The sequence below is a fragment of the Gemmatimonadota bacterium genome (assembly GCA_041390125.1).
Lineage (GTDB): Bacteria > Gemmatimonadota > Gemmatimonadetes > Longimicrobiales > Gaopeijiaceae > JAGQIF01.
Genome location: JAWKQN010000006.1, coordinates 316,679 through 339,098, shown reverse-complemented (window position 1 = coordinate 339,098; position 22,420 = coordinate 316,679). Strand labels below are relative to the sequence as shown.

The following is a 22,420-nucleotide window of genomic DNA, read 5'->3' as shown; positions in this document are numbered from 1 at the left end:
TCGAGCTGACGTCCGGCGGCACCGCCACCGTGACCGGCACGGTCCGCATGATGTCGGACAGCGTCCTCGACGCCTGGCAGGCCGGCGGATCATTCGCCAACGACGTGAACCGGATCGAAGCCGAGTTCGCGGAGAGCTATATCGACGCCACCCGGGTCACTGCGGGCGCGGCAGCGCCGGCGGACGCCGCGGGGAGCGGAAGCTGAGGAGATCCAGGAGATCATGGCCAGAGTGTGTGCAGTCTGCGGCAAGCGCCCCTCCACCGGGAACAAGGTGAGCCACGCGAACAACAAGTCGCGGCGGCGCTGGCTGCCCAACCTGCAGCCCGTTCGGGTGGTCGGGCCGGATGGTCAGCCTACCCGGGTGCGGGTGTGCACGTCCTGCATCCACGCCGGCAAGATCCAGAAGGCGCCGCGCGGCCAGACCGCCTCGGTCTGAGCGGCGCCGTCGACCTGGGCGGACATCCTCGCCCCCGCGGCCCTCGGGTCGCGGGGGCGACGCCGTTCCAGGTGGCGGGTGTGTGTGGGGCGCGGGCCGTGGCGGCCGAGAGGCGGCGTGGCGTCGACGCTTCAACCGGATCGCGCGGTGGCCTGCATCGGGCGGGACCGGTGCGGGGGCCCGCGAGGTGGACCTCCACGGATTTCCCGCGCGGCCGCGCCCTTTCCGCGGTCGAACCCCGGGGCCTGGGTCCAGAGCCGCGGATCCGGGAACCGCGCCCGGAAGAGCATCGAGCGGCGTGCCCGGTTCTTGCACCACCCTCGCCGCGCCGGGTGCGTGACCGGTCGGCCGTCCCGTCCTCGCGTTGCAGGAGGTCGTGGCGACCGGCCCGGGCCGCGGCGGGAACGCCGCGACGGAAGCCGATTGAACCCCTTCAGGGGAAGCGACAGATTCCGGCCGGTCCCGGCGGACCACACGTGAAATCAGGGCCACTCGAACACAAGGGCTGTCAGTGAACAAGGGTACCGCTCCCGCTGCGGGGACCATGGGCGTCCTCGGTCTCGGCTACGTCGGACTCCCCCTCGCGGTGGAGGCCGCCAGCGCCGGCGTCCGCGTCCTGGGCTTCGACGTCAACCCGCGCGTGGTCGACATCATCAACAGCGGCCGTACGCACATCCAGGATCTCACCGATGCCGATGTGGCCCGGGTGCGCGAACAGGGCCTGCTGGAGGCCACGACCGACATGAGCCGCCTCGCCGAGTGCGAGGCCATCTCCATCTGCGTTCCGACGCCGCTCTCGAAGACCCGGGATCCCGACGTCTCCTTCATCATCGCGGCCACGGAGGCCGTGGCCGGCGCCCTGCGCAAGGGCCAGCTGGTCGTGCTGGAGTCGACGACGTATCCGGGCACGACGCGTGAGGTCCTGCTCCCTGCGCTCGAGCGCGACGGGATGAAGGTGGGCGAGGACTTCTTCCTCTGCTTCTCCCCCGAGCGGGTCGACCCGGGCAACGAGGTCTGGAAGACCAAGAACACGCCCAAGGTGATCGGCGGCATGACGCACGAGTGTGCGCAGCGGGGCGCCGCCTTCTACAGCCGCTTCATCGACAACATGGTCCCGGTGAGCTCCGCCGAGGCCGCCGAGCTGACGAAGCTGCTGGAGAACACCTTCCGCGCGGTGAACATCGGGTTGGTCAACGAGATCGCGTTGATCGCCGACAAGCTGGGCGTGGACGTCTGGGAGGTCATCGACGCCGCCGCGACCAAGCCGTTCGGCTTCATGAAGTTCACACCCGGCCCCGGCCTGGGCGGACACTGCATCCCCATCGATCCGCTCTACCTGTCGTGGAAGATGCGTTCCTTGAACTACACGGCGCGCTTCATCGAGCTGGCATCGCAGATCAACTCGGATATGCCGCTCTTTGTCGTAGGCAAGGTGCGCGAGGCCCTGAACCGCAATCGCAAGGCGGTGAACGGATCCACCGTGCTCGTGCTGGGCGTCGCCTACAAGAAGGACATCGACGATGTCCGTGAATCCCCGGCGCTGGACATCATCCGGCTCCTGGAGAAGGAAGGCGCGCACGTGAAGTACCACGACCCCTACGTGCCCGAGGTGCGGGAGGACGGGGAGCACCACACCTCCGTGCCGCTCACGGACGAAGCGCTCGCGCAGGCCGACGCGGTGGTCATCATCACCGACCACAGCGACTTCGACTATGACCGCATCGTGCGCCTCGCGCCCGTGCTGATCGACACGCGCAACGCCACGTCCAAGGTGGCGGCGTCCTCGGGTCAGCCACAGCGCTGGATCGTGAAGGGCTGAGGATCGCGCAGCGGTCCGAGGGGCCGCGGGTGGACGAGGCACACGGGGGCTCGGGGCGAACGCCCCGGCCCCCGTTCTCGTCGGGCGCCGGGTGCCCGGCGGGGAGGGCGCGCGCCGGTCCCGTCGTGGGACGCCCGCTCTCCTGCGGTCTTTGAGATCGCTCCCCGCGTCGGTATGCTAGCCCATGGCATCTGCAGCGCGATCCGACGGTGGTCGCCCGATCCTGGTCACCGGCGCCGGCGGACTCCTCGGCTCCGAGGTCGTGACGTCCTTCCGGCGCGCCGGGCGTGATGTCGTGGCGGTGGAGCGGGCCACGCTGGACATCACCGACGCGCCGTCGGTGTCCGCCCTCTTCGAGGACGTGCGCCCCGGCGTGGTGGTCAATTGTGCCGCCTACACGCAGGTCGACCGGGCCGAGTCGGAGCCGGAGGCCGCGTACGCCGTCAATCGCGACGGCGCGGGTTCGGTGGCGCGCGCAGCGGCCCGCTGTGGCGCCCGGCTCATCCACATCAGCACCGACTTCGTCTTCGACGGTCGGGCGCGTCGTCCCTACCGGCCGGAGGATCCCACGCGTCCGCTCGGGGTCTACGGTGCCTCGAAGCACGCCGGTGAGGAAGAAGTGCGTCGCGCCGGCGGAGCCTGGGCCATCGTGCGGACGTCGTGGTTGTACGGCCGGGGCGGCCGCAACTTCGTGGACCGGATCCTGGAACGTGCGCGGACCGGCGAGCCCCTGCGGGTGGTCGCCGATCAGCGCGGTCGCCCCACGGCTGCCCCCGGCCTGGCGGACACGCTCCGGGCGTTGGACGACCTCGGAGCCACCGGGATCTGGCATGTGGCCGATGGCGGAGAGGCGACCTGGTTCGAGCTGGCGCGCGAGGCGTGCCGGTTGGCGGGATTGACTCCGGAGCTGACGCCGGTCGCCACGGGCGACTGGCCGGCGCCGGCACCGAGGCCCCCCTACTCGGTGCTGGACCTGGAGCGGACGGAGCGGGCGCTGGGACGTCCGTTCGCGGATTGGCGCAGCGCGCTGGAGGGCTATCTCGCTTCCGGCGCCGACCTCGTGAGTGGAGGCCGTGGATGAGAGGAGTCGTGCTGGCGGGGGGACTGGGCACGCGCCTGCTCCCGATGACGCGGGTCACGAACAAGCACCTGCTGCCGGTCTACGACCGGCCCATGATCTACTACCCCCTGCAGCAGCTCGTGCACGCGGGCATCCGCGACATCCTCGTCGTGACCGGGGGCAGCTCGGCGGGGGACTTCCTCCGCCTGCTGGGGAACGGCCGCGAGTTCGGGCTGAACCGACTGCACTACGCCTACCAGGAGGGGGAAGGCGGCATCGCCGAGGCGTTGGGCCTCGCGGAGCACTTCGCGGAGGGCGAGCCGGTGGTCGTCCTGCTGGGGGACAATCTCTTCGGCGAGTCGTTGGCGCCGGCCGTCGACGCGTTCCGGGCCCGCGGGGCGCGGGCGGGCGCCATGATCCTCCTGAAGGAGGTGGACGACCCGCAGCGCTTCGGGGTCGCGGAGCTGGAGGGCGACCGGGTGGTGCGGATCGTGGAGAAGCCGGCCGAGCCCGCCACCAATCTGGCCGTCACGGGGTGCTACTTCTACGACGCCCGGGTCTTCGAGATCATCCACGGGCTTTCGCCCTCCGAGCGGGGTGAGCTCGAGATCACCGACGTCAACAACCGCTACATCGAGTGGGGCGAACTGCGCTTCCGCACGCTGGAGGGGTGGTGGACCGACGCGGGGACCGTCGGCTCGCTCTACCGCGCCACGCGTCGCGTCGCCGAGTCGGACGAGCCCGTGGTGCGCGGCCCCATCCCCGGTCTGGGGGACCCGTCGTGAGGGTCGTCGTCACCGGGGGCGCCGGCTTCATCGGGTCCAACCTCGTGCGCTGGCTGTTGCGCGAACGACCGGACTGGCAGGTCCGCAATCTGGACGCGCTGACCTACGCCGGGAATCTGGAGAACCTCAAGGGCGTCGACGCCGACCCCCGCTACGCCTTCCTGCACGGGGACGTCGCCGACCCCGATGCGGTCGAGGCCGCGCTGGCCGACGTCGACGCCGTGCTGCACCTCGCCGCCGAGTCGCATGTCGATCGTTCCATCGCGTCGGCCACGGACTTCGTCCGCACCAACGTGGTCGGCACGGAGACCCTCCTGGCCGCCGCCCGCCGCCGCCCCGGCCTGACGGTGGTGGTCGTCTCCACCGACGAGGTCTATGGGGAGCTGCCCTGGCAGGACCCGGAGGCCGAGGGTCCCCGGGAGCGGTTCACGGCCGGCACGCCGGTGGCGCCCCGTTCGCCCTATGCCGCCAGCAAAGCCGCGGGCGACCTCCTGGCGCTGGCCTACCACCGCACCCATGGGGTGGATGTCCGGGTCACACGGGCGTCCAACAACTACGGCCCCTACCAGTTCCCGGAGAAGCTCATCCCGCTGATGATCACGAACGGGATCGAAGGACGGGATCTGCCGGTCTACGGCGATGGCCTCCACATCCGCGACTGGATCCACGTGGACGACCACTGCCGGGGCATCGTCGCCACCCTGGAGCGGGGGCGGGCCGGGGAGGTCTACCTCTTCGGCGGGGACGCGGAACGGACCAACCGGGCGGTCGTCGAGGGGCTGGCCGGGCACCTGGACGTGGGCCCGGAGCGGATCCGGTCCGTCCCGGATCGGCCCGGACACGACCGGCGCTACGCCATCGACTGGAGCGGCTCGGAACGGGCCCTCGGGTGGCGTCCGCTCCGCCGCTTCGACGAGGGCCTGGCCGAGACGGTGGACTGGTACCGGGGCAACGTCGAATGGTGGACCCGGGTCCGGGACGGGCGCTACCAGCGGTACTACGAGGCCCTCTATGGCCCCGGCGGGCGCTCCACCCTGGGCGCCTGAGGGATGGATCCGGGGCGCCGGACCGGCGGGTCCGACGGGGTCTCCCATCGGACGCGGAGGCTGCCCCCGGGAGCCGGGGCTGTTGGATCCATGCGGCACCAAACTTGCCATCCAGCCGATCGTTCCAGCGCTTCGATCTGAGCCGCGAAGGGATTGCACGACATGAACATCGCCGTCATCGGGACCGGGTACGTCGGGCTGGTCGTGGGGGCCTGCCTCGCGGAGACCGGGAACGACGTCATCTGCGCCGATATCGACGACTCCAAGATCGATGCGCTGAAGCGGGGCGAGATCCCCATCTACGAGCCCGGCCTCGACGCGCTGGTCGAGCACAACCTCGCCAGCGGTCGCTTGCGCTTCACCACCGACGTGGCTGCGGCCGTGAAGGCGTCGAGGATCGTGTTCATCGCGGTGGGCACGCCCCCCGGTGAGGACGGCTCCGCCGATCTCCAGCATGTCCTGGCGGTGGCCCGCACGATCGGTCGCGCCATGGAGCACGAGACCGTCGTGATCACCAAGAGCACGGTGCCGGTCGGCACGGCACCCCGGGTCCGCGACGCGATCCAGGCCGAGACCGACATCCCGGTGCACGTGTGCTCCAATCCCGAGTTCCTGAAGGAAGGCGCGGCGGTCGAGGACTTCATGAAGCCCGACCGCGTGGTGCTGGGCGTGGACAGCGAATACGCAGCCAACCTGCTGCGTGACCTCTACGCGCCGTTCGTCCGGACCGGGAACGAGATCCTGACGATGGACATCGCCTCGGCGGAGATCACCAAGTACGCGGCCAACGCCATGCTGGCGACGCGCATCTCGTTCATGAACTCCGTGGCCCGGCTCTGCGCGGCCGCCGGCGCGGACGTGGACATGGTCCGCCTCGGCGTCGGCTCCGACAAGCGCATCGGCTCGTCGTTCCTGTTTCCCGGTGTCGGGTACGGGGGCTCCTGCTTCCCGAAGGACGTGAAGGCGCTGGTGCGCACCATGCGCGAGTTCGATCTCGATCCCGAGATCCTCGAGGCCGTGGAGGGTGTGAACCAGACCCAGAAGGAGTGGATCAGCGACGTGGTCGAGGAACGGTACGGGACCGACCTCGCGGGACGTCGCTTCGCGGTCTGGGGCCTGGCCTTCAAGCCCAACACGGACGACATGCGGGAGGCCCCGAGCCTGGTGACCATCGAGCGGCTGCTGGCGCGCGGGGCGACGATCGTGGCCCACGACCCGGTCGCGATGGACGAGGCCCGCCGCCATCTCGGCGACCGCATCACCTACGCCGGGACCAACTACGAAGCGCTCCCGGACGCGGACGGGCTGCTGATCCACACGGAGTGGCATCCCTACCGGCATCCGGACTTCGGGCGCATGCGCTCCCTGCTGAAGACCGCGGTGGTGGTGGACGGGCGCAACCTGTATCGGCCGGAGGCGATGGCCCGCGCCGGGTTCGAGTACCACTCGGTCGGCCGTCCGTCGGCGGGTCGGGTCTGATGCGGGTCCTGATCACGGGAGCGGCGGGGTTCCTGGGATCACACCTGGTGGACCGGTTCCTCGCCGACGACCACGAGGTCGTGGGCGTGGACAACTTCGTCACCGGCTCGCGCGCCAACGTGGAAAGGCTCTGGGGGCAGAGCGGGTTCTCGTTCGTGCAGCAGGATGTCTCGCGCCCCCTCTACGTGGACGGACCGCTGGACGGTGTACTCCACTTCGCGTCGCCCGCCAGCCCGATCGACTACCTCGAGCTGCCCATCCAGACGCTGAAGGTGGGCAGCCTCGGCACGCACAACACCCTGGGGCTGGCCCGGGCCAAGCGCGCCCGCTACCTGCTCGCCTCCACGTCGGAGGTCTACGGCGATCCTCTCGTCCACCCGCAGCCCGAGACCTACTGGGGGAACGTGAACCCGGTGGGACCGCGCGGGGTCTACGACGAGGCCAAGCGCTTCGCCGAGGCCATGACCATGGCGTACCATCGGGTCCATGGCCTGGAGACGCGCATCGTGCGGATCTTCAACACCTACGGACCGCGCATGCGTCCGGCCGACGGACGGGTCGTGTCGAACTTCATCGTGCAGGCCCTGCGCGAAGAGCCGCTCACCGTCTACGGCGACGGCTCCCAGACCCGCTCGTTCTGCTACGTGGAGGACGAGGTCGAAGGCATCTACCGGCTCTTCCACTCGGAGCGCAGCGAGCCGACCAACATCGGCAATCCGGTCGAGTTCACGGTACGCGAGCTGGCGGAGCTGGTGCTGGCCGAGACCGGCAGCGGCTCCTCCGTCGTCTCGCTACCGCTTCCGACGGACGACCCCAAGGTGCGGCAGCCGGATATCGCGGTCGCGCGCCGCGTGCTCGGTTGGGAGCCGCAGACCGACCTGCGCACCGGGTTGCAGCGCACGATCCCGTATTTCCAGAGTCTGCTCGAGCGCGAGGAATCGCGCGCCCGTACACTCGGTTGAGGGCCGCGCCCCGACCCATGAAGGCATCGGTCCCAGCATGACACTCGTCCGACCCGACGCGCTCTACCTGGTCACCGGCGGAGCCGGCTTCGTCGGCTCACACCTCGTCGAGACCCTGCTCGCCGGGGGCGCCCGCGTGCGGGTGATCGACGATTTCTCGACGGGTACGCGCGAGAATCTGGAGCCCTGGAGGGACCGCATCGAGTTGATCGAGGGGTCCATCGTGGACCCGGAGCTGTGCGTGCGGGCCACGGGGGGCGTCAGCTACGTGCTCCATCAAGCCGCCTTGCCGTCGGTGCCGCGCAGCATCCGCGATCCGCTCGGCACGCACGCGGCGGACGCGACCGGAACCCTGAACCTGCTGGTGGCGGCGCGCGCCTCCGGGGTGCAGCGCTTCGTATATGCGGGCTCCAGCTCCGCGTACGGCAACACGCCCGTGCTGCCGAAGCACGAGGACATGCCCGGCGATCCGCTGTCTCCCTACGCCGTGTCCAAGTACACGGGCGAGCTCTACTGCCGGGTCTTCGCCGGGGTGATGGGCCTGGAGACCGTCGTGCTCCGCTACTTCAACATCTTCGGACCCCGCCAGGACCCCCACTCGGAGTACTCCGCCGTCATCCCCCTCTTCATCACCCTGGCCCTCGATGGTCGCTCGCCCACCATCCACGGGGACGGGGGTCAGACCCGGGACTTCACCTATATCGAGAACGCGGTCCAGGCCAACCTCCTCGCGTGCACGCGCGCCACGGACGACGTGGCCGGCGAGGTGTTCAACGTGGGAGGTGGACAGCGCATCTCCATCGCCGAGCTCTGGCGGGAGGTGCAGCGGGCCACCGGTGCGGCGGTCGACGCGGTCCACGGCCCCACGCGGGCCGGGGACGTACGGGACTCGCTGGCCGATCTGACCAAGAGCCGGGAGCGGCTCGGGTACGAGCCGACGGTGGGCCTGCGGGAGGGTCTCCGGCGGACCTGCGACTGGTTCCGGGGGTAGCACGCCACCGTCGTTCCGCGGACCCCCCCGCGGGCGTGGGACTCCAGCGCAGGATGTGGGCATGACCGGGGCGGCGTCACCTCTGGACGGAGCCTGGGACCGGGAGGATCTCCTGGCGGTCCTGGGCGAGGCCCAGCGAGCCCTCGCCCGGCATCCCTCCTGGGCCGACCTGCACAACCGGGCGGGCATCTGCCTGGCCCTCCTGGATCGCCTGGACGAAGCGGTCTCCGCCTTCGACGAGGCCCTCGGGATCAATGGCGAGTACCTGGAAGCCCACCTGAACCGCGCCATCGTGCTCGGGGAACAGGGACGCTACGAGGAGGCCGCGACGGCCTTCGCCCGCGTCTCCGCCCTGGCGGCCGCGCAGGACGAACCGTTGGGGCCGCTCGGCTCGCGGATCGCCGACGCCCACGCGCGGCTGGGGGATCTCTACCGCGCCGCCGGGCAGCACGAGCGGGCCTCGCACGAGTATCGCCAGGCGCTGGAGCTCCGTCCCGCCTTCCTCGACATCCGGGCCCGTCTGGGCGAGACGTACCTGGCACTGGATCAGCTGGCCCGCAGCCGCTCCGAGCTGGAATCGATCCTCGCCCGCAATCCGGATCTGCCCGGGGTGCGCCTGCACCTCGGGATCGTGCACTACCGGATGGGGGAGCCGGAGCGGGCCCGCCGCGAGTGGTCCCGCTGCCTGGAGGACGACCCCGCCGACCTGCGCGCCCGGGCCTACCTGGCCGCCGTGGGACAGGAGGCGTCGGCCCGGTGAGGCGCGCGGTCTGGGGCATCCTGCTCGCGATCGGAGCCTGCGGCGGAGGCGTCTCCGGAGACGGGGCCGTGGAACGCGGCGACGTCGCCTGGGCCGAGGGCGACTACGAGCGGGCGCTGGCGGAGTATCGGCTCGCTGCGCGCGGCGAGGAGGATCCGGCCGTCCTGATGCGCGTCGCGCATGCCTACACGGAGCTCGGCCGCGTGGACGAAGCCTCCACGGTCTACCGCACGGCGGTGACCGGCCGCCCGGAGCTGGCCGACCAGGCCGTGGCCGACCTCCTCTGGCTGGCCCGACAGGCCGAGGGCCGGGGAGACCAATACGGCGTGGCCCAGGCGCTGGAGCTGGCGTCCGAGCTCCAGCCCGGCGTGGGCATGGGCGACCTGGCGCTCCCGCTGGCCCGCCACCTCGTGCGGCTGCGCGAGTTCGAACGCGCGCTTCCGCTCTTCCAGCGCGCCCTGGGCACCATGCCGGAGTCGCAGACGACCCCGGTGCTGCTCGAGATCGGGCTCGCGTACGAAGAGGTCGGCGACTGCGAGCGGGCGCTGTCCTTCTTCGCGCAGTACTCCGGGAAGGCCGACCGCGCCGGGCGGCGCGAGGCGGACTGGCACATCGGCAACTGCGCCTTCGAGCTGGGCAGCCGCTTGCGCCGGGAAGGCCGTCCCGAGGATGCCCTGCGCTACCTGTCCATGACGCTGGATCGGGGCGAGCCGCGCAACCTGCTGGCGCAGGCGTGGTTCGACCGGGCCGAGGCCCTGGCGGAGCTGGGAGAGTGCACGGCGGCGCTGGAGGCCTTCAGCCGCGTGGTGCGCGAGAGCACGTCCCGGGCGAGCCCCCTGGTGGCCCGCGCCGAGCAGCGCATCGACGAGATCCGTTTCGGCCGGCCGGGCAGCGCCCGTCCGCCGGAAAGCCGGTGCTGATGCGCGTCCCCCTCCTCGACCTGAAGGCACAGCACGAGACCATCCGGGACGAGATCGCGGAGGCGGTCACGCGGGTGGTGGATGCCCAGCAGTTCGTGCTGGGTCCGGCCGTGGAGCGCCTGGAGGCCGAGCTGGCCGCGTACCTGGGCGTGCCGCACGCGATCGGCTGTGCCAGTGGCACCGACGCCCTGCTCCTGCCCCTCAAGGCGCTGGACGCCGCGCCGGGCGCCGAGGTCGTCGTGCCGGCCTTCACGTTCTTCGCGACGGCCGGCGCGGTGTGGAACGCGGGGCTCCGCCCCGTCTTCTGCGACGTGGAGCCGGAGAGCTTCAACGTCAGCGCCGACACGGTCGCGCCCGCCCTGGGCCCCCGGACCCGCGCGGTGATCCCGGTGCACCTGTTCGGGCAGATGGCGTCGATGGCACCCCTGGCGGCGCTCACCCGCGACCGGGAGATCCACCTGCTGGAGGATGCCGCACAGGCGATCGGCGCGTGGCGCGACGAGGGCCGGGGACCGGTCAAGGCCGGGGCGGCGGGGTGGGCCGGTGCCTTCAGCTTCTTCCCCACCAAGAACCTGGGCGCCTTCGGCGACGCGGGGCTGGTGACCACCGGGGACGCGGCCCTGGCCGAGCGCATCCGCAAGCTCCGGGTCCACGGCGGCCGGCAGATGTACCACCACGAGATGGTGGGGACCAACTCCCGGCTCGACGCCCTGCAGGCGGCCGTGCTGTCCGCCAAGCTGCCGCATCTGGACGGATGGGCGGCCGGCCGGCGGGAGAACGCCGCCCGGTACCTGGAGGCCCTGGAGGACGTGCCCGAGGTGATCCTCCCCGTGGAGGAGCCCGGGGCGCATCACGTCTACAACCAGTTCACGGTGCGGGTGCGGCGCCGCGACGAGCTGAAGGCCTTCCTCGACAGCCGGGGCATCGGGTCGGGCATCTACTACCCGGTGCCCCTGCATCTCCAGGCGTGTTTCGCGGAGCTGGGCTACCGCGCCGGGGACCTCCCCGTGTCGGAGACCCTCTGCCAGCAGGTGCTGAGCCTGCCCATCTTCCCCGAGCTGGGCGCGACCCGGTTGGAGGAGGTGGCCATGGCCATCCGCGCCTTCTACGGGCACCCGGCCTGAGCAGGGGACCCCGGATGCCGCTCCGATCCTGCGTCGTCGGCCGTTTCCTCCATGGTGGCGCGCCAGAAACCCGAGAAGTTGGGAGGGGGTAGAGGAAGGGATGCGGATCAAAGGGTTGCTGATCGGCGCGCTGCTGCTGGCTCTGGCCGGATGTCGCAGCACGCCCCGGTTCCAGGGATACACTGCGGATGAGCTGCTGGCGTTCGGTGAGCGTTCGTATGCCGCCGAGGAATGGGGGGACGTGATCGAGGCGCTCGAGCTTCTCGTCTCGTTCGATCCCAACTATCCCCGACTGGGGGAGGCGCGCCTGCTGCTGGCCGACGCCTACTTCCAGCAGGAGGACTACCTCACGGCCGCGTCCGAGTACATCCGCGTGTTGAGCCGGTATCCGGGCACGGACCTGGAGCCCCGCGCCGCGTTGGGGGTGTGCCGGTCCTACGTGGGGTTGTCGCCGATCCCGCAGCGCGACCAGAGCCACACGGTCCAGGCATTGGGCTCGTGTCGCAACACGGCGGCGGACTATCCGGCCGATCCGTCGGGTCAGACCGCGGACTCCCTGGCCACGGCCATGGTGGAGAAGCTGGCCGCCAAGGATTTCCAGACCGGGGAATTCTACTTCAGCCGCGACTTCTTCGATTCGGCGCGCGTCTACTACGAGGGCATCCTCGAGGCCTGGCCGGGCTCGTCCTTCGCGCCCCAGGCGCTGCTCCGTCTCTTCGAGCTGTTCACCGAGATCGGCTACGACGACCTGGCGGCCGAAGCCCGGGACCGCCTGCTGCGGGAGTATCCGGACAGCGAGGCCGCCCAGGCGGTGCCGACCGGGACCGGGGAGGGGTGAGTGCCGTCCGCCGCGTGGGGCTCTTCGGGGGAACGTTCGACCCCCCGCACCTGGGGCACCTGATCGCGGCCGAGGAAGTGCGCGACGCGCTGGAGCTGGACGAGGTGCTCTGGATCCCCGCCGGACGCCCGCCCCACCGTCCCGAGGGACCGGTGGCGCCGGCCGACGTGCGGGTCCGGCTGGCGGAGGCCGCCATCCAGGGCCACGACGGCTTCCGGGTCTGGGACGGGGAAACCCGCCGCGCGGGTCCGTCGTGGACGGTCGACACCGTGCGGGCGCTGGCGGAGGCGGCCCCTCAGCCGACCGAGTGGACCCTGATCATCGGCGCGGACCAGTACCGCGCGTTCGGGGAGTGGCGGGAGCCGGAGGTCGTCGCGCGCCTGGCGCGCCTGGCCGTGGTCTCGCGCGAAGGGGCGGGCATCACTCCGGGGGAGCCCCGGTTCCCGTTCCACGCCGTGGCCATCCCCCGCATCGACATCTCCTCCAGCGAGATCCGGCGCCGGAGGAAGGAAGGGCGCTCCATCCGCTACCTGGTGCCGGAGCCGGTGCGCCGGATCGTTGAGGCCGAGGACTTGTATGTTTGAGGCGCCGGGAGGCCACCGGCCGCCATCGATTCCGATCACGGACGCTCGCGCCGCATCCAGGCGTCGGCGTCCAAGGTGAAGACAGCGTAGGCCATGAAGACCCTGATCAAGAAGCTCCTGGGAAACCGGCACGAGCGGGAGGCGCGCAAGCTCCAGCCGCTCATCGCCGAGATCAACGAGAACGCCGAGGCCCTGTCGTCCCTCCCGGACGAGCAGCTGCGGGCCAAGACCGACGAGTTCCGGGCGACGCTCGCCGAGCGATGCCGCGAGCTGGAGGACGCGATCGCGGACCTCAAGGAGCGGAAGCGCCACTCGGAGGACTCGGGCGAGCGGGAGCGGCTGAGCCTCGAGATCTCGCAGAGGGAGGAGCAGCTCAAGGAGCGCATCGAGGACGTGCTGGAGGAGCTGCTCCCCGAGGCCTTCGCCGTCGTCAAGGAGGCCTGCCGGCGCCTGCGCGGTCGGGAGATCGTCGTCACCGGTCACCGCCTCGTGTGGGACATGGTGCCCTACGACGTGCAGCTCCTGGGCGGTATCGCGCTCCACCGCGGCGCCGTGGCGGAGATGGCGACCGGTGAGGGGAAGACGCTCGTCGCCACCATGCCGCTGTACCTGAACGCGCTGGCGGGGCGGGGCGCGCACCTCGTCACGGTGAACTCGTACCTGGCCCAGCGCGACGCGGAGTGGATGAACACCATCTACTCCTTCCTCGGCCTGACCGTGGCGGTCATCGACCAACACGATCCAGGGACGCCGGAGCGTCGGGCCGCGTACCGCGCCGACATCACGTACGGGACCAACAACGAGTTCGGGTTCGACTACCTGCGCGACAACATGGTGCTGTCGCTGGAGCAACGCGTCCAGCGCGGCCACCACTACGCCATCATCGACGAGGTGGACTCGATCCTCATCGACGAGGCCCGCACGCCGCTCATCATCTCCGGTCCGGTGGGCAAGGACACGTCCACGCCGTTCCGGCAGTTCAATCCGCTGGTGTCGAACCTCTATCGCAAGCAGACCCGGATCGTGGGCGAGCTGGTGGCGGAGGCGGAGCGGGCGCTCGAGGGCGGAGATCAGGACACCGCGGGGGAGAAGCTCCTGGCGGCCAAGCGGGGTGCTCCCAAGCACAAGCGCCTGATGAAGCTCTTCGCGGACGACCCCGGCATCCAGAAGCTGGTGCAGAGGGTCGAGGCGGATTTCATGCGCGAGAAGCGCTTGCACGAGGTGGACGAGCTTCTGCTCTTCGCGATGGACGAGAAGGGCCAGAACGTCCACCTCTCCGATCGCGGGCTCGACGACCTCAGCCCGGGTGACGCGGATGCCTTCGTGGTGCCGGACCTGTCGGAGGCGATCGGCCGCATCGAGGACGACGAAGCCCTGACGCTGGAGCAGAAGCGGGAGCAGCGGACGACGCTCGAGAAGGAGTACGCCGACAAGAGCGAGCGCATCCACGTCATCCATCAGCTCCTCAAAGCGTACACGCTCTTCCAGCGTGACGAGCGCTACATCATCGGCGAGGACGGTCAGGTCGTCATCGTCGACGAGTTCACCGGTCGCCAGATGCCGGGTCGGCGCTGGAGCGACGGACTGCACCAGGCCGTGGAGGCCAAGGAAGGCGTGGAGGTGCGGGGCGAGACGCAGACGCTCGCCACCATCACCATCCAGAACTACTTCCGTATGTACGACAAGCTCGCCGGCATGACGGGTACGGCGGAGACCGAGGAGAACGAGTTCCACCAGATCTACAAGCTGGACGTCTCCGTGGTCCCGACCAACCGGCCGGTGGTGCGCGACGATCGCAACGACCTGATCTTCCGCACCCAGCGGGAGAAGTTCAACGCGATCATGGACGAGATCGAGCGGCTCAACAAGATGCGGCTGCCGGTGCTCGTGGGCACGACCAACGTGGAGGTGTCCGAGAAGCTGTCCCGGATGCTGAAGCGGAGGGGGATCACGCACAACGTCCTGAACGCCAAGCATCACAAGCGCGAATCGGACATCGTGGCCGAGGCGGGACAGCCGGGCGCCGTGACCATCGCGACCAACATGGCCGGTCGCGGAACCGACATCAAGCTGGGTGAGGGCGTCAAGGAGCCGCGTACGGTAGGGTGGGCCCGCGCGCACGAGCTGAAGGTGGAGGAGCTCCTGCCGGTGGATCCCGTGCTGGGCGAGAAGCTCCTGAAGGGCGCCGGATCGGACCTGGACGCCGCCGGCGACGACTACGTGATCGAGATGGGTGGGCTGCACATCATCGGCTCGGAGCGGCACGAGTCCCGCCGCATCGACCGGCAGCTGCGCGGGCGCTCCGGCCGTCAGGGCGATCCCGGTGCCTCGCAGTTCTTCCTGTCCCTGGAAGACGACCTGATGCGGCTCTTCATGTCGGAGCGCGTGACCGGCGTGATGGAGAAGCTCGGAGCGGAAGAGGGAGAGGTGATCACGCACACGCTGGTGACGCGCTCCATCGGGCGGGCCCAGCAGCGGGTGGAAGGCAACAACTTCGAAGCCCGCAAGCGCTTGCTGGACTACGACGACGTCATGAACCAGCAGCGCGAGGTGATCTACGACCTGCGCCTGTTCGCGCTGGAGGGCGGCGAGGACCTCAAGGGCGAGATCTGGGAGATGATCGAGGGGGCCACCCACGCGCTCCTGGACGAAGCCATTCCCGGTGGCAGTGACTCCGAGGAGTGGGATCTGCCTGCGCTGCGCAAGCGGATCCTGCTCGACCACTTCGTTCCGGTGGAGGCGCTGCCGCTTTCCGCTGGCGACGGCGCGTCCTTCGAGCACCGGGAGGATGTGGTGGACGCGGTCGTGGAAGGCACCCGCGACCAGTTCCATCGCAAGCTGGAGTCCTTCGGAGAGCATGCCGAGCAGATCGCGCGGTGGATCATGCTCAACGTGATCGACCACAAGTGGAAGGACCACCTGTACGACCTCGATCACCTGAAGTCGTCCATCACCTATCGGGGCTGGGGGCAGAAGGACCCGCTGGTCGAGTACAAGAAGGAGGCCTACGACATGTTCGTGGACCTCATGAGCGACCTGCGGGGCACGCTGACCAACCACTTCTTCCGGGCCCAGCTCACGGCGCCGGCCCCGTCCGCCGCGTCGGCCTTCCAGGGCGCCCGGATCGGAGCGCCCGGCGCGGCGGCGCCCGCGCCGCGCCGCGCGGTGGCCCCGGCCCCGCGCCCGACCGTGGACCCCGAGACCGGAGTGGCCGCGCGCGCGCGGGCACCCGAGCCGGCACCCACGGGTGTGGCGGCTCCCATGGCGGATCCCACCCGGACGATGGTGACGAACCGAGCCGCGGAGGAGCGCGCGGCGGAGCCCGTGCGTGTCGCCGACGAGCCCGGCCGCAACGATCCCTGCCCGTGCGGGAGCGGCAAGAAGTACAAGAAGTGCCACGGACGAGGGAGCTGAGCGACGGCGCCACGGCCGCCCGATCGAGGCTGCCGGAGGCGCAACGCCCCCGGGAGCGCTTGCGCGCGCTGGGGGGCCGCGGGCTCACCGACCGCGAGCTGGTGGCCGCGCTGGTCGGCAGCGGGGGGCGCTCCGGCTCGGCGTCCGTGATCGCGGACCGGGTGCTGGAGGCCGCGGGGGGCTCGCTCCGGCAGCTGGCTCGTCTCTCCCCGGCCCACCTGGAGCGGATCCCGGGCGTGGGCATGGCCACCGCCGCCCGCATCGTCGTCGCTGCCGAGCTGGGCCGCCGGGCGGAGGCCGAGCGCCTGGAGGCCGGCGTGGCCATCCAGGGGCCCGCGGACGTGGAACGCCTGCTGGGCCCGCTCCTGCGTCCGCTGCTGCAGGAGGAGTTCCATGCCCTGCTGCTGGATCGACGCCACCGTGTGATCCGGGACGTGCTGGTCACGCGTGGCCTGCTCGACGCCTCCCTGATCCACCCGCGCGAGGTGTTCCGCGAAGCCGTCCTGGAGCGCGCGGCCGCTCTCATCCTGGTCCACAACCACCCCTCCGGTGACCCGACGCCCTCTCCAGAGGACCGGGCGGTGACGGCCACGCTGAGCGCCGCGGGCCAGGCGCTGGGGATCCCGGTGCTCGACCACGTCGTGATCGCCGAGCGCGGCTATCGCTCGCTCGGGACGGGGAACGCGGGACGGCTCACGGCGGACCGGGCGGTGTAGCAGACGGTTCGGCCCCCACATGGCGGGACGGGACGGAATCCGCCAGACTGGGGAGATCCGGCCTCCGTGCCCCGCGGCCGGACCCCTTCGATCGGTCTCCCGCTGACGTCGTCATGCCTCAGGTCCAGACGCCCGATCCCACCCCGCGCACCATCCGGGGTCTCCCGCGTCCGCTCGCGCGGACCCTGGAGGCGTACGCCGATCGTCTGGACGTGGACATGATCGTCCGGGCCTACGAGCTGGCGGCCGAGGCCCACCAGGGCCAGAAGCGGGCCTCGGGGGAGGACTACGTCAACCATTCGGTCGAGGTGGCCACCCTCCTCGCCGAGCTGAAGCTGGATACGGCCTCGCTGGCCGCCGCCCTGATCCACGACGTCGTCGAGGACACGGCCGTCTCGCTCGAGGACATCCGGGCCACCTTCGGCCAGGATGTGGCCACCATCGTCGACGGGGTCACCAAGATCGGGAAGGTCCGCTACCAGACCCAGACCGAGGCCCAGGTCGAGAACTACCGCAAGCTGCTCCTGTCCATGGCGCAGGATGCGCGCGTCATCCTGGTCAAGCTCGCGGACCGCCTGCACAACATGCGGACCCTGGAGCACCTGCCTCCGGAGAAGCGGCTGCGCGTGGCGCGCGAGACCCGGCAGATCTACGCGCCGTTGGCCGGCCGGCTCGGGGTGGCGCGCATCCGCTGGGAGCTCGAGGATCTGGCGTTCAAGTTCCTGGAGCCCGAGGCCTTCACCGACCTGAGCCGGAAGATCCAGCAGACGCGGCGTCAGCGGGAGCGCGAGATCGCCGAGATGAAGCGTCCCCTGGACGAGGCGTTGCGCCGGCAGGGGATCGTGGCCGAGGTGACCGGACGGCCCAAGCACCTCTGGTCGATCTACCGCAAGATGCGCAAGCGCGGGACGTCCTTCGAGGACATCTACGACCTGATGGCCATGCGGGTCATGACCGACTCGCTGCAGAACTGCTACGCGGCGCTCGGGATCATCCACAGCCTCTGGACCCCGATCCCGGAGCGCTTCCACGACTACGTGGCCACCCCCAAGTCGAACATGTACCGGTCCATCCACACCACGGTGGTGGGGCCGGCGGGGCGGCGCTACGAGATCCAGATCCGCACCGAGGAGATGCACCGCACGGCCGAGTACGGCATCGCGGCCCACTGGCGCTACAAGGAGGGGCGGGCCGGCGAGTCCGAGGTGGACGAGGCCCTCACGTGGTTCCGGCAGGTCCTGGAGTGGCAGCAGGACACGAAGGAGCCGGAGGAGTTCATGGAGTTCCTCCGGATGGATCTCTTCCAGGGCGAGATCTTCGTCTTTACGCCCAAGGGCGAGGTCAAGCCGCTGCCCACCGGATCCACACCGATCGACTTCGCGTTCGCCGTGCACACCGAGGTGGGCACGCATTGCGCGGGCGCGAAGGTGAACGGACGCATCGCGCCGCTGTCCCGGCCCCTGCGCAGCGGCGATACGATCGAGATCATCACGAATCCGCGGCAGAGGCCCAACCGCGACTGGTTCGCCTTCGCCAAGACCGCCCGCGCCCGGCAGAAGATCCGGCAGTGGATCCGCAAGGAGGAGCAGGAGTCGGCGGTGCGGCTGGGCAAGGACCTCCTGGAACGGGAGATCCGCCGGGCCCGCCTGGAGCGGGCGAGCGACGCGAAGCTGGCCGCGGCCTCGACCGAGCTGGGCCACGGGGATGTGGAGGGGCTGCACGCGGCGCTCGGCCGGGGTGACGTCGGGCCCGGCGCGGTCATCCGGCAGCTCTACCCCGAGCACGATCCACAGGCCGAGCCCCCGCCACCGACGGCGCTGCAGAAGATCGCCGATCGGCTCAAGGGCGTGGACCGGGGCGTGCGGATCGCGGGCGTGGACAACGTCATGGTCCGCTATGCTCAATGCTGCCAACCGGTTCCGGGTGATCCGGTCATGGGTTACGTGACCCGTGGAAGGGGCGTGTCCATCCACCGGCGGGACTGCCCGAACGTGCTCGGCATGTCCGACGACGCAGACCGCCGCGTCCCGATCGAGTGGCGGTCCGTCAAGGACGACCGCTTCCAGGTCAAGCTGTACCTCCAGGGCAGCGACCGGCGCGGGCTGCTGTCCGACATCGCCACGGCCATCGCGGACACCGGCACGAACATCCAGAACGCCCAGATCCGGGGGGTGGCCCACGGGATGATCGGGGAGTTCGTCGTGGAGGTGCAGGATCTGCCCCATCTCACGAAGGTCATGAACGCAGTGCGCCGCGTGAAAGGCGTCCTCAGCGTCGAGCGGCGCGAGCACATCCAGGAAAGCGACCTGGTGGAGCCCTGACCGATCGCATGGCCGACTTCATCATCGAAGGACCGCATCGGCCCGCCGGCGACCAGCCGCGGGCGATCGACGAGCTGTCCGAGGGACTGCAGCGGGGAGATCGGTTCCAGACGCTCCTCGGGGCGACGGGCACCGGCAAGACGCTGACGATGGCCAACGTCATCCAGCGCCACGGTCGGCCGACGCTGGTCATGTCGCACAACAAGACGCTGGCGGCCCAGTTGTACGGGGAGCTGCGCGCGCTCTTCCCGCGCAACGCGGTCGAGTACTTCATCTCGTACTACGACTACTACCAGCCCGAAGCCTACGTCCCGTCCACCGACACCTACATCGAGAAGGACTCGTCGATCAACGAGGACATCGAGCGCCTGCGGCTGCGGGCCACGTCCTCGCTGATCGAACGCGACGACGTGATCGTGGTCGCATCCGTCTCCTGTATCTACGGCCTGGGCAACCCCGCCGACTACCGGGCCCTGATGGTGGTCCTGGACGTGGGCCAGACCCGGCCCCGGCGGGAGATCCTGAAGGCGCTCGTGGACATCCAGTACCACCGCAACGACATGGCCTTCGAGCGCGGCACCTTCCGCGTGCGTGGGGACGTGGTGGAGGTCTTCCCGGCGTACGAGGAACAGGCGATCCGCATCGAGCTCTGGGGCGACGAGGTCGAGCGGATCACCCGCTTCGATCCGCTGACGGGTGAGACCATCGCCGTGCTGCAGCGGGCTGCGATCTACCCCGCCAGCCACTACGTCACGCGCCGTCGCACGATCGAACAGGCCATGCCGCACATCCGTGCCGAGCTCGACCATCAGCTCACGCGCTTCCGCGCGGAGGGCCGTCTGCTCGAGGCGCAGCGGCTGGAGCAGCGGACGAACTTCGACATCGAGATGATGTTGGAGATCGGCACCTGCCCCGGCATCGAGAACTATTCCCGGTTCCTGAGCGGACGGGCGCCGGGCGAGCGTCCGGCCTGTCTGATCGATTTCTTCCCCGAGGACTTCCTGCTGATCGTGGACGAGTCGCACGTGACGCTTCCCCAGATCCACGGGATGCATCGGGGCGACCGCTCGCGGAAGGAGACCCTGGTCGAGCACGGGTTCCGGTTGCCGAGCGCGGTGGACAACCGCCCGCTCACCTTCGAGGAGTGGGAGTCCCTCATCCACGAGGCCGTGTTCGTCTCCGCCACGCCCGGGGAGTGGGAGCTCAAGCAGTCGGGCGGCGTCGTCGTGGAGCAGATCATCCGTCCCACGGGACTGGTGGATCCGGAGGTGGACGTCCGGCCCGTGCGCGGTCAGGTCGACGACCTGCTGGCCGAGATCCGCACGCGCGAGGCGCGGGGGGAGCGGGTGCTGGTCACCACGCTCACGAAGCGCATGGCGGAGGACCTGTCGGAGTATCTCCAGTCGGTGGGGGTGCGGGTGCGCTACATGCACTCCGACATCGACGCCATCGAGCGCATGGAGATCCTGCGCTCGCTCCGTCTGGGGCGGATCGACGTGCTGGTGGGGATCAACCTGTTGCGGGAAGGCCTGGACCTGCCCGAGGTGTCGCTCGTGGCCATCCTGGATGCCGACAAGGAAGGCTTCCTGCGCGACGCCCGCTCCTTGATCCAGACGATCGGGCGGGCTGCCCGCAACGTGAACGGGCGGGCGATCATGTACGCCGACCGCGTGACCGGCTCCATGCAACAGTGCATGGACGAGACGAACCGGCGTCGTGAGATCCAGCTCGAGTTCAACCGTGAGCATGGCATCGTTCCGCAGACGGTGACCAAGTCCATCACGGAGATCGAGCTGTCCACGCGGGTCGCGGACGCGCGGGAGCGCCCCCAGGCGCGCGTGGCGGAGCGGGCCGGCAGCTATGCCCAGGAGCTGGACATCGAGGAGACCCTCAAGATCCTCGAGGCGGAGATGGCCGCTGCGGCCGAGGCCCTGGACTTCGAGCGGGCGGCGCTGCTGCGGGACGAGATCCTGGAGTTGAAGGCGGGCATCCGGTGATCCTGGGCCCCTGGGACGAGGCGGCGCTGACGACGTGGGGGCGGGAGCTGGGCGCGCGGGTGTCCGGGCCCGCCTGGATCGGTCTGCGCGGCCCGCTCGGGGCCGGCAAGTCGGTGCTGGCGCGTGCGCTCGCCGAGGGGATCGGCGTGCGCGCGACCATGCCCTCGCCGACGTTCAACCTGCTGTTCCGCTATGCCGCTCCGCAGGGGCGTTCGCTCGTCCACATGGACCTCTACCGCCTCGCCGCCCCCGAGGACCTCGACGAGCTGGGGTGGGACGAGCTTCCCGACGGGGACGAGATGGTGCTGGTCGAGTGGCCCGAACGGGCGGGCGCGCGCTGGCCCGCCGAGCAGGCGACCGAGATCGAGCTGGCCCTGGTGCCGGGGGCCCCGGAGCAGCGCCTGGTGACGCTGCGCGGGCGCGCGCTCGTGGGGGACGCGTGACCGACGCGCGCCCGACGCTGCAGGTGGCGCTCGACACCGCGACCGACCGCGGCACCGTCGCCCTGGCCGAAGGCGACACGCCTCCGCGGGAGGTCGCGCTGGGCGAGGCCCGGACCCACGCGCGCACGGTCGTGCCCGCGCTCGAGGATCTGCTGCGGCAGGCGGGCCGCTCCTTCGCCGAGGTGACCGCGGTGGTCGTGGGGGCGGGGCCCGGCTCCTTCACCGGCGTGCGGGTCGCGGCCGCCACCGCGAAGGCGCTCGTGCACGTGCTCGGGATCCCGCTGCTCAGCCGCTCGAGCCTCGAGGCGGCCGCCTGGGGCCCGGCGTGGGAGGATGCCGAGCACCGCCTGGTCCTGTTCGATGCCCGGGGCGAGCGGGTCTTCTGGACGCACGTCCGCGCCGGCCCGGGCGGGCTCGTGTCGGTGGTCGCGCCGATCGCCGGGGAACTGGACGACGTGTGCGCCCATCTGGCCGGCTGGGTGGGACCCCCTCCGCTGTGTGCCGGCTCGGGTGCGCTCCGGCACCGCGCGCGCCTCGAGGCGAGCGGGGCCCGGGTCCAGGCCGCGGCGGGACTGCCTTCGGCGGCCGCCCTGGTGGCGCTCGCGCGTCTTGACCCGGATGGATCGCGGGTCGAGAATCCCGCGCGATGGCAACCCGAGTACTTGAAACCGTGGACCGGCCGGACGTCGGGCGCTCGCTGAGCCCGGTGCCTGGATCCGCCCG

Annotated in this window: 20 protein-coding genes; all 20 read left to right on the top strand. The window is 70.6% G+C overall.

Annotated elements, in window-relative coordinates; genetic code table 11:
* The coding region (locus R3E98_08015) for a hypothetical protein (protein ID MEZ4423337.1) at nucleotides 1–206 on the top strand (206 nt) is incomplete at its 5' end.
* A 16-nt stretch (nucleotides 207–222) separates the two neighbouring features.
* Nucleotides 223–438 (top strand): 50S ribosomal protein L28, encoded by a 216-nt coding sequence (gene rpmB, locus R3E98_08010; GenBank protein MEZ4423336.1) that lies wholly within the window; start codon nucleotides 223–225, stop codon nucleotides 436–438.
* Nucleotides 439–982: 544 nt separating this feature from the next.
* A complete protein-coding gene (locus R3E98_08005; protein MEZ4423335.1) occupies nucleotides 983–2,257 on the top strand; it encodes a nucleotide sugar dehydrogenase in 1,275 nt (424 codons plus the stop codon).
* Between the two features lie 184 nt (nucleotides 2,258–2,441).
* A complete protein-coding gene (gene rfbD, locus R3E98_08000) occupies nucleotides 2,442–3,338 on the top strand; it encodes a dTDP-4-dehydrorhamnose reductase (GenBank protein MEZ4423334.1) in 897 nt (298 codons plus the stop codon).
* Nucleotides 3,335–4,102 (top strand): sugar phosphate nucleotidyltransferase, encoded by a 768-nt coding sequence (locus tag R3E98_07995; protein ID MEZ4423333.1) that lies wholly within the window; start codon nucleotides 3,335–3,337, stop codon nucleotides 4,100–4,102. Before rfbD ends, R3E98_07995 begins: the two co-directional genes overlap by 4 nt.
* Nucleotides 4,099–5,148 (top strand): dTDP-glucose 4,6-dehydratase, encoded by a 1,050-nt coding sequence (gene rfbB / locus R3E98_07990; protein ID MEZ4423332.1) that lies wholly within the window; start codon nucleotides 4,099–4,101, stop codon nucleotides 5,146–5,148. Before R3E98_07995 ends, rfbB begins: the two co-directional genes overlap by 4 nt.
* Before the next feature lie 162 nt (nucleotides 5,149–5,310).
* Nucleotides 5,311–6,627: a UDP-glucose/GDP-mannose dehydrogenase family protein gene (locus tag R3E98_07985; protein ID MEZ4423331.1), complete on the top strand. Its 1,317-nt coding sequence runs from the start codon at nucleotides 5,311–5,313 to the stop codon at nucleotides 6,625–6,627.
* Complete coding sequence (locus R3E98_07980) at nucleotides 6,627–7,589, top strand: UDP-glucuronic acid decarboxylase family protein (protein MEZ4423330.1); 963 nt, start codon at nucleotides 6,627–6,629, stop codon at nucleotides 7,587–7,589. Before R3E98_07985 ends, R3E98_07980 begins: the two co-directional genes overlap by 1 nt.
* A gap of 37 nt (nucleotides 7,590–7,626) precedes the next feature.
* Nucleotides 7,627–8,580, top strand: a complete 954-nt coding sequence (locus R3E98_07975; GenBank protein MEZ4423329.1) for an SDR family oxidoreductase — start codon at nucleotides 7,627–7,629, stop codon at nucleotides 8,578–8,580.
* Between the two features lie 61 nt (nucleotides 8,581–8,641).
* Nucleotides 8,642–9,340 (top strand): tetratricopeptide repeat protein, encoded by a 699-nt coding sequence (locus tag R3E98_07970; protein ID MEZ4423328.1) that lies wholly within the window; start codon nucleotides 8,642–8,644, stop codon nucleotides 9,338–9,340.
* The gene (locus R3E98_07965) at nucleotides 9,337–10,260 is read left to right on the top strand and encodes a tetratricopeptide repeat protein (protein MEZ4423327.1); all 924 of its coding nucleotides are present in this window, start codon (nucleotides 9,337–9,339) and stop codon (nucleotides 10,258–10,260) included. The genes R3E98_07970 and R3E98_07965 overlap by 4 nt, the downstream gene beginning before the upstream one ends.
* Nucleotides 10,260–11,384, top strand: coding sequence for a DegT/DnrJ/EryC1/StrS family aminotransferase (locus R3E98_07960; protein MEZ4423326.1), 1,125 nt, complete (start codon nucleotides 10,260–10,262; stop codon nucleotides 11,382–11,384). Before R3E98_07965 ends, R3E98_07960 begins: the two co-directional genes overlap by 1 nt.
* 100 nt (nucleotides 11,385–11,484) lie before the next feature.
* Nucleotides 11,485–12,222, top strand: coding sequence for an outer membrane protein assembly factor BamD (gene bamD / locus R3E98_07955; GenBank protein ID MEZ4423325.1), 738 nt, complete (start codon nucleotides 11,485–11,487; stop codon nucleotides 12,220–12,222).
* Nucleotides 12,219–12,806 (top strand): nicotinate-nucleotide adenylyltransferase, encoded by a 588-nt coding sequence (nadD, locus tag R3E98_07950; GenBank protein MEZ4423324.1) that lies wholly within the window; start codon nucleotides 12,219–12,221, stop codon nucleotides 12,804–12,806. Before bamD ends, nadD begins: the two co-directional genes overlap by 4 nt.
* A gap of 93 nt (nucleotides 12,807–12,899) precedes the next feature.
* Nucleotides 12,900–16,220, top strand: coding sequence for a preprotein translocase subunit SecA (secA, locus tag R3E98_07945; GenBank protein MEZ4423323.1), 3,321 nt, complete (start codon nucleotides 12,900–12,902; stop codon nucleotides 16,218–16,220).
* The gene (gene radC, locus R3E98_07940) at nucleotides 16,172–16,936 is read left to right on the top strand and encodes a DNA repair protein RadC (GenBank protein MEZ4423322.1); all 765 of its coding nucleotides are present in this window, start codon (nucleotides 16,172–16,174) and stop codon (nucleotides 16,934–16,936) included. The genes secA and radC overlap by 49 nt, the downstream gene beginning before the upstream one ends.
* A gap of 113 nt (nucleotides 16,937–17,049) precedes the next feature.
* Nucleotides 17,050–19,257, top strand: coding sequence for a bifunctional (p)ppGpp synthetase/guanosine-3',5'-bis(diphosphate) 3'-pyrophosphohydrolase (locus R3E98_07935; protein MEZ4423321.1), 2,208 nt, complete (start codon nucleotides 17,050–17,052; stop codon nucleotides 19,255–19,257).
* An 8-nt stretch (nucleotides 19,258–19,265) separates the two neighbouring features.
* A complete protein-coding gene (gene uvrB / locus R3E98_07930; protein ID MEZ4423320.1) occupies nucleotides 19,266–21,254 on the top strand; it encodes an excinuclease ABC subunit UvrB in 1,989 nt (662 codons plus the stop codon).
* Nucleotides 21,251–21,697 (top strand): tRNA (adenosine(37)-N6)-threonylcarbamoyltransferase complex ATPase subunit type 1 TsaE, encoded by a 447-nt coding sequence (tsaE, locus tag R3E98_07925; GenBank protein MEZ4423319.1) that lies wholly within the window; start codon nucleotides 21,251–21,253, stop codon nucleotides 21,695–21,697. Before uvrB ends, tsaE begins: the two co-directional genes overlap by 4 nt.
* Nucleotides 21,694–22,398 carry a tRNA (adenosine(37)-N6)-threonylcarbamoyltransferase complex dimerization subunit type 1 TsaB gene (tsaB, locus tag R3E98_07920; protein ID MEZ4423318.1) on the top strand — a complete coding sequence of 235 codons (705 nt, stop codon included), beginning with the start codon at nucleotides 21,694–21,696 and terminating at the stop codon, nucleotides 22,396–22,398. The genes tsaE and tsaB overlap by 4 nt, the downstream gene beginning before the upstream one ends.
* Nucleotides 22,399–22,420 lie beyond the last annotated feature (22 nt).

Bases quoted from the DNA above. Each gene is read 5' to 3' on its own strand.
- rpmB (MEZ4423336.1), top strand. From the start codon at position 223: ATGGCCAGAGTGTGTGCAGTCTGCGGCAAGCGCCCCTCCACCGGGAAC.
- R3E98_08005 (MEZ4423335.1), top strand. From the start codon at position 983: ATGGGCGTCCTCGGTCTCGGCTACGTCGGACTCCCCCTCGCGGTGGAG.
- rfbD (MEZ4423334.1), top strand. From the start codon at position 2,442: ATGGCATCTGCAGCGCGATCCGACGGTGGTCGCCCGATCCTGGTCACC.
- R3E98_07995 (MEZ4423333.1), top strand. From the start codon at position 3,335: ATGAGAGGAGTCGTGCTGGCGGGGGGACTGGGCACGCGCCTGCTCCCG.
- R3E98_07985 (MEZ4423331.1), top strand. From the start codon at position 5,311: ATGAACATCGCCGTCATCGGGACCGGGTACGTCGGGCTGGTCGTGGGG.
- R3E98_07980 (MEZ4423330.1), top strand. From the start codon at position 6,627: ATGCGGGTCCTGATCACGGGAGCGGCGGGGTTCCTGGGATCACACCTG.
- R3E98_07975 (MEZ4423329.1), top strand. From the start codon at position 7,627: ATGACACTCGTCCGACCCGACGCGCTCTACCTGGTCACCGGCGGAGCC.
- R3E98_07970 (MEZ4423328.1), top strand. From the start codon at position 8,642: ATGACCGGGGCGGCGTCACCTCTGGACGGAGCCTGGGACCGGGAGGAT.
- R3E98_07960 (MEZ4423326.1), top strand. From the start codon at position 10,260: ATGCGCGTCCCCCTCCTCGACCTGAAGGCACAGCACGAGACCATCCGG.
- bamD (MEZ4423325.1), top strand. From the start codon at position 11,485: ATGCGGATCAAAGGGTTGCTGATCGGCGCGCTGCTGCTGGCTCTGGCC.
- secA (MEZ4423323.1), top strand. From the start codon at position 12,900: ATGAAGACCCTGATCAAGAAGCTCCTGGGAAACCGGCACGAGCGGGAG.
- R3E98_07935 (MEZ4423321.1), top strand. From the start codon at position 17,050: ATGCCTCAGGTCCAGACGCCCGATCCCACCCCGCGCACCATCCGGGGT.
- uvrB (MEZ4423320.1), top strand. From the start codon at position 19,266: ATGGCCGACTTCATCATCGAAGGACCGCATCGGCCCGCCGGCGACCAG.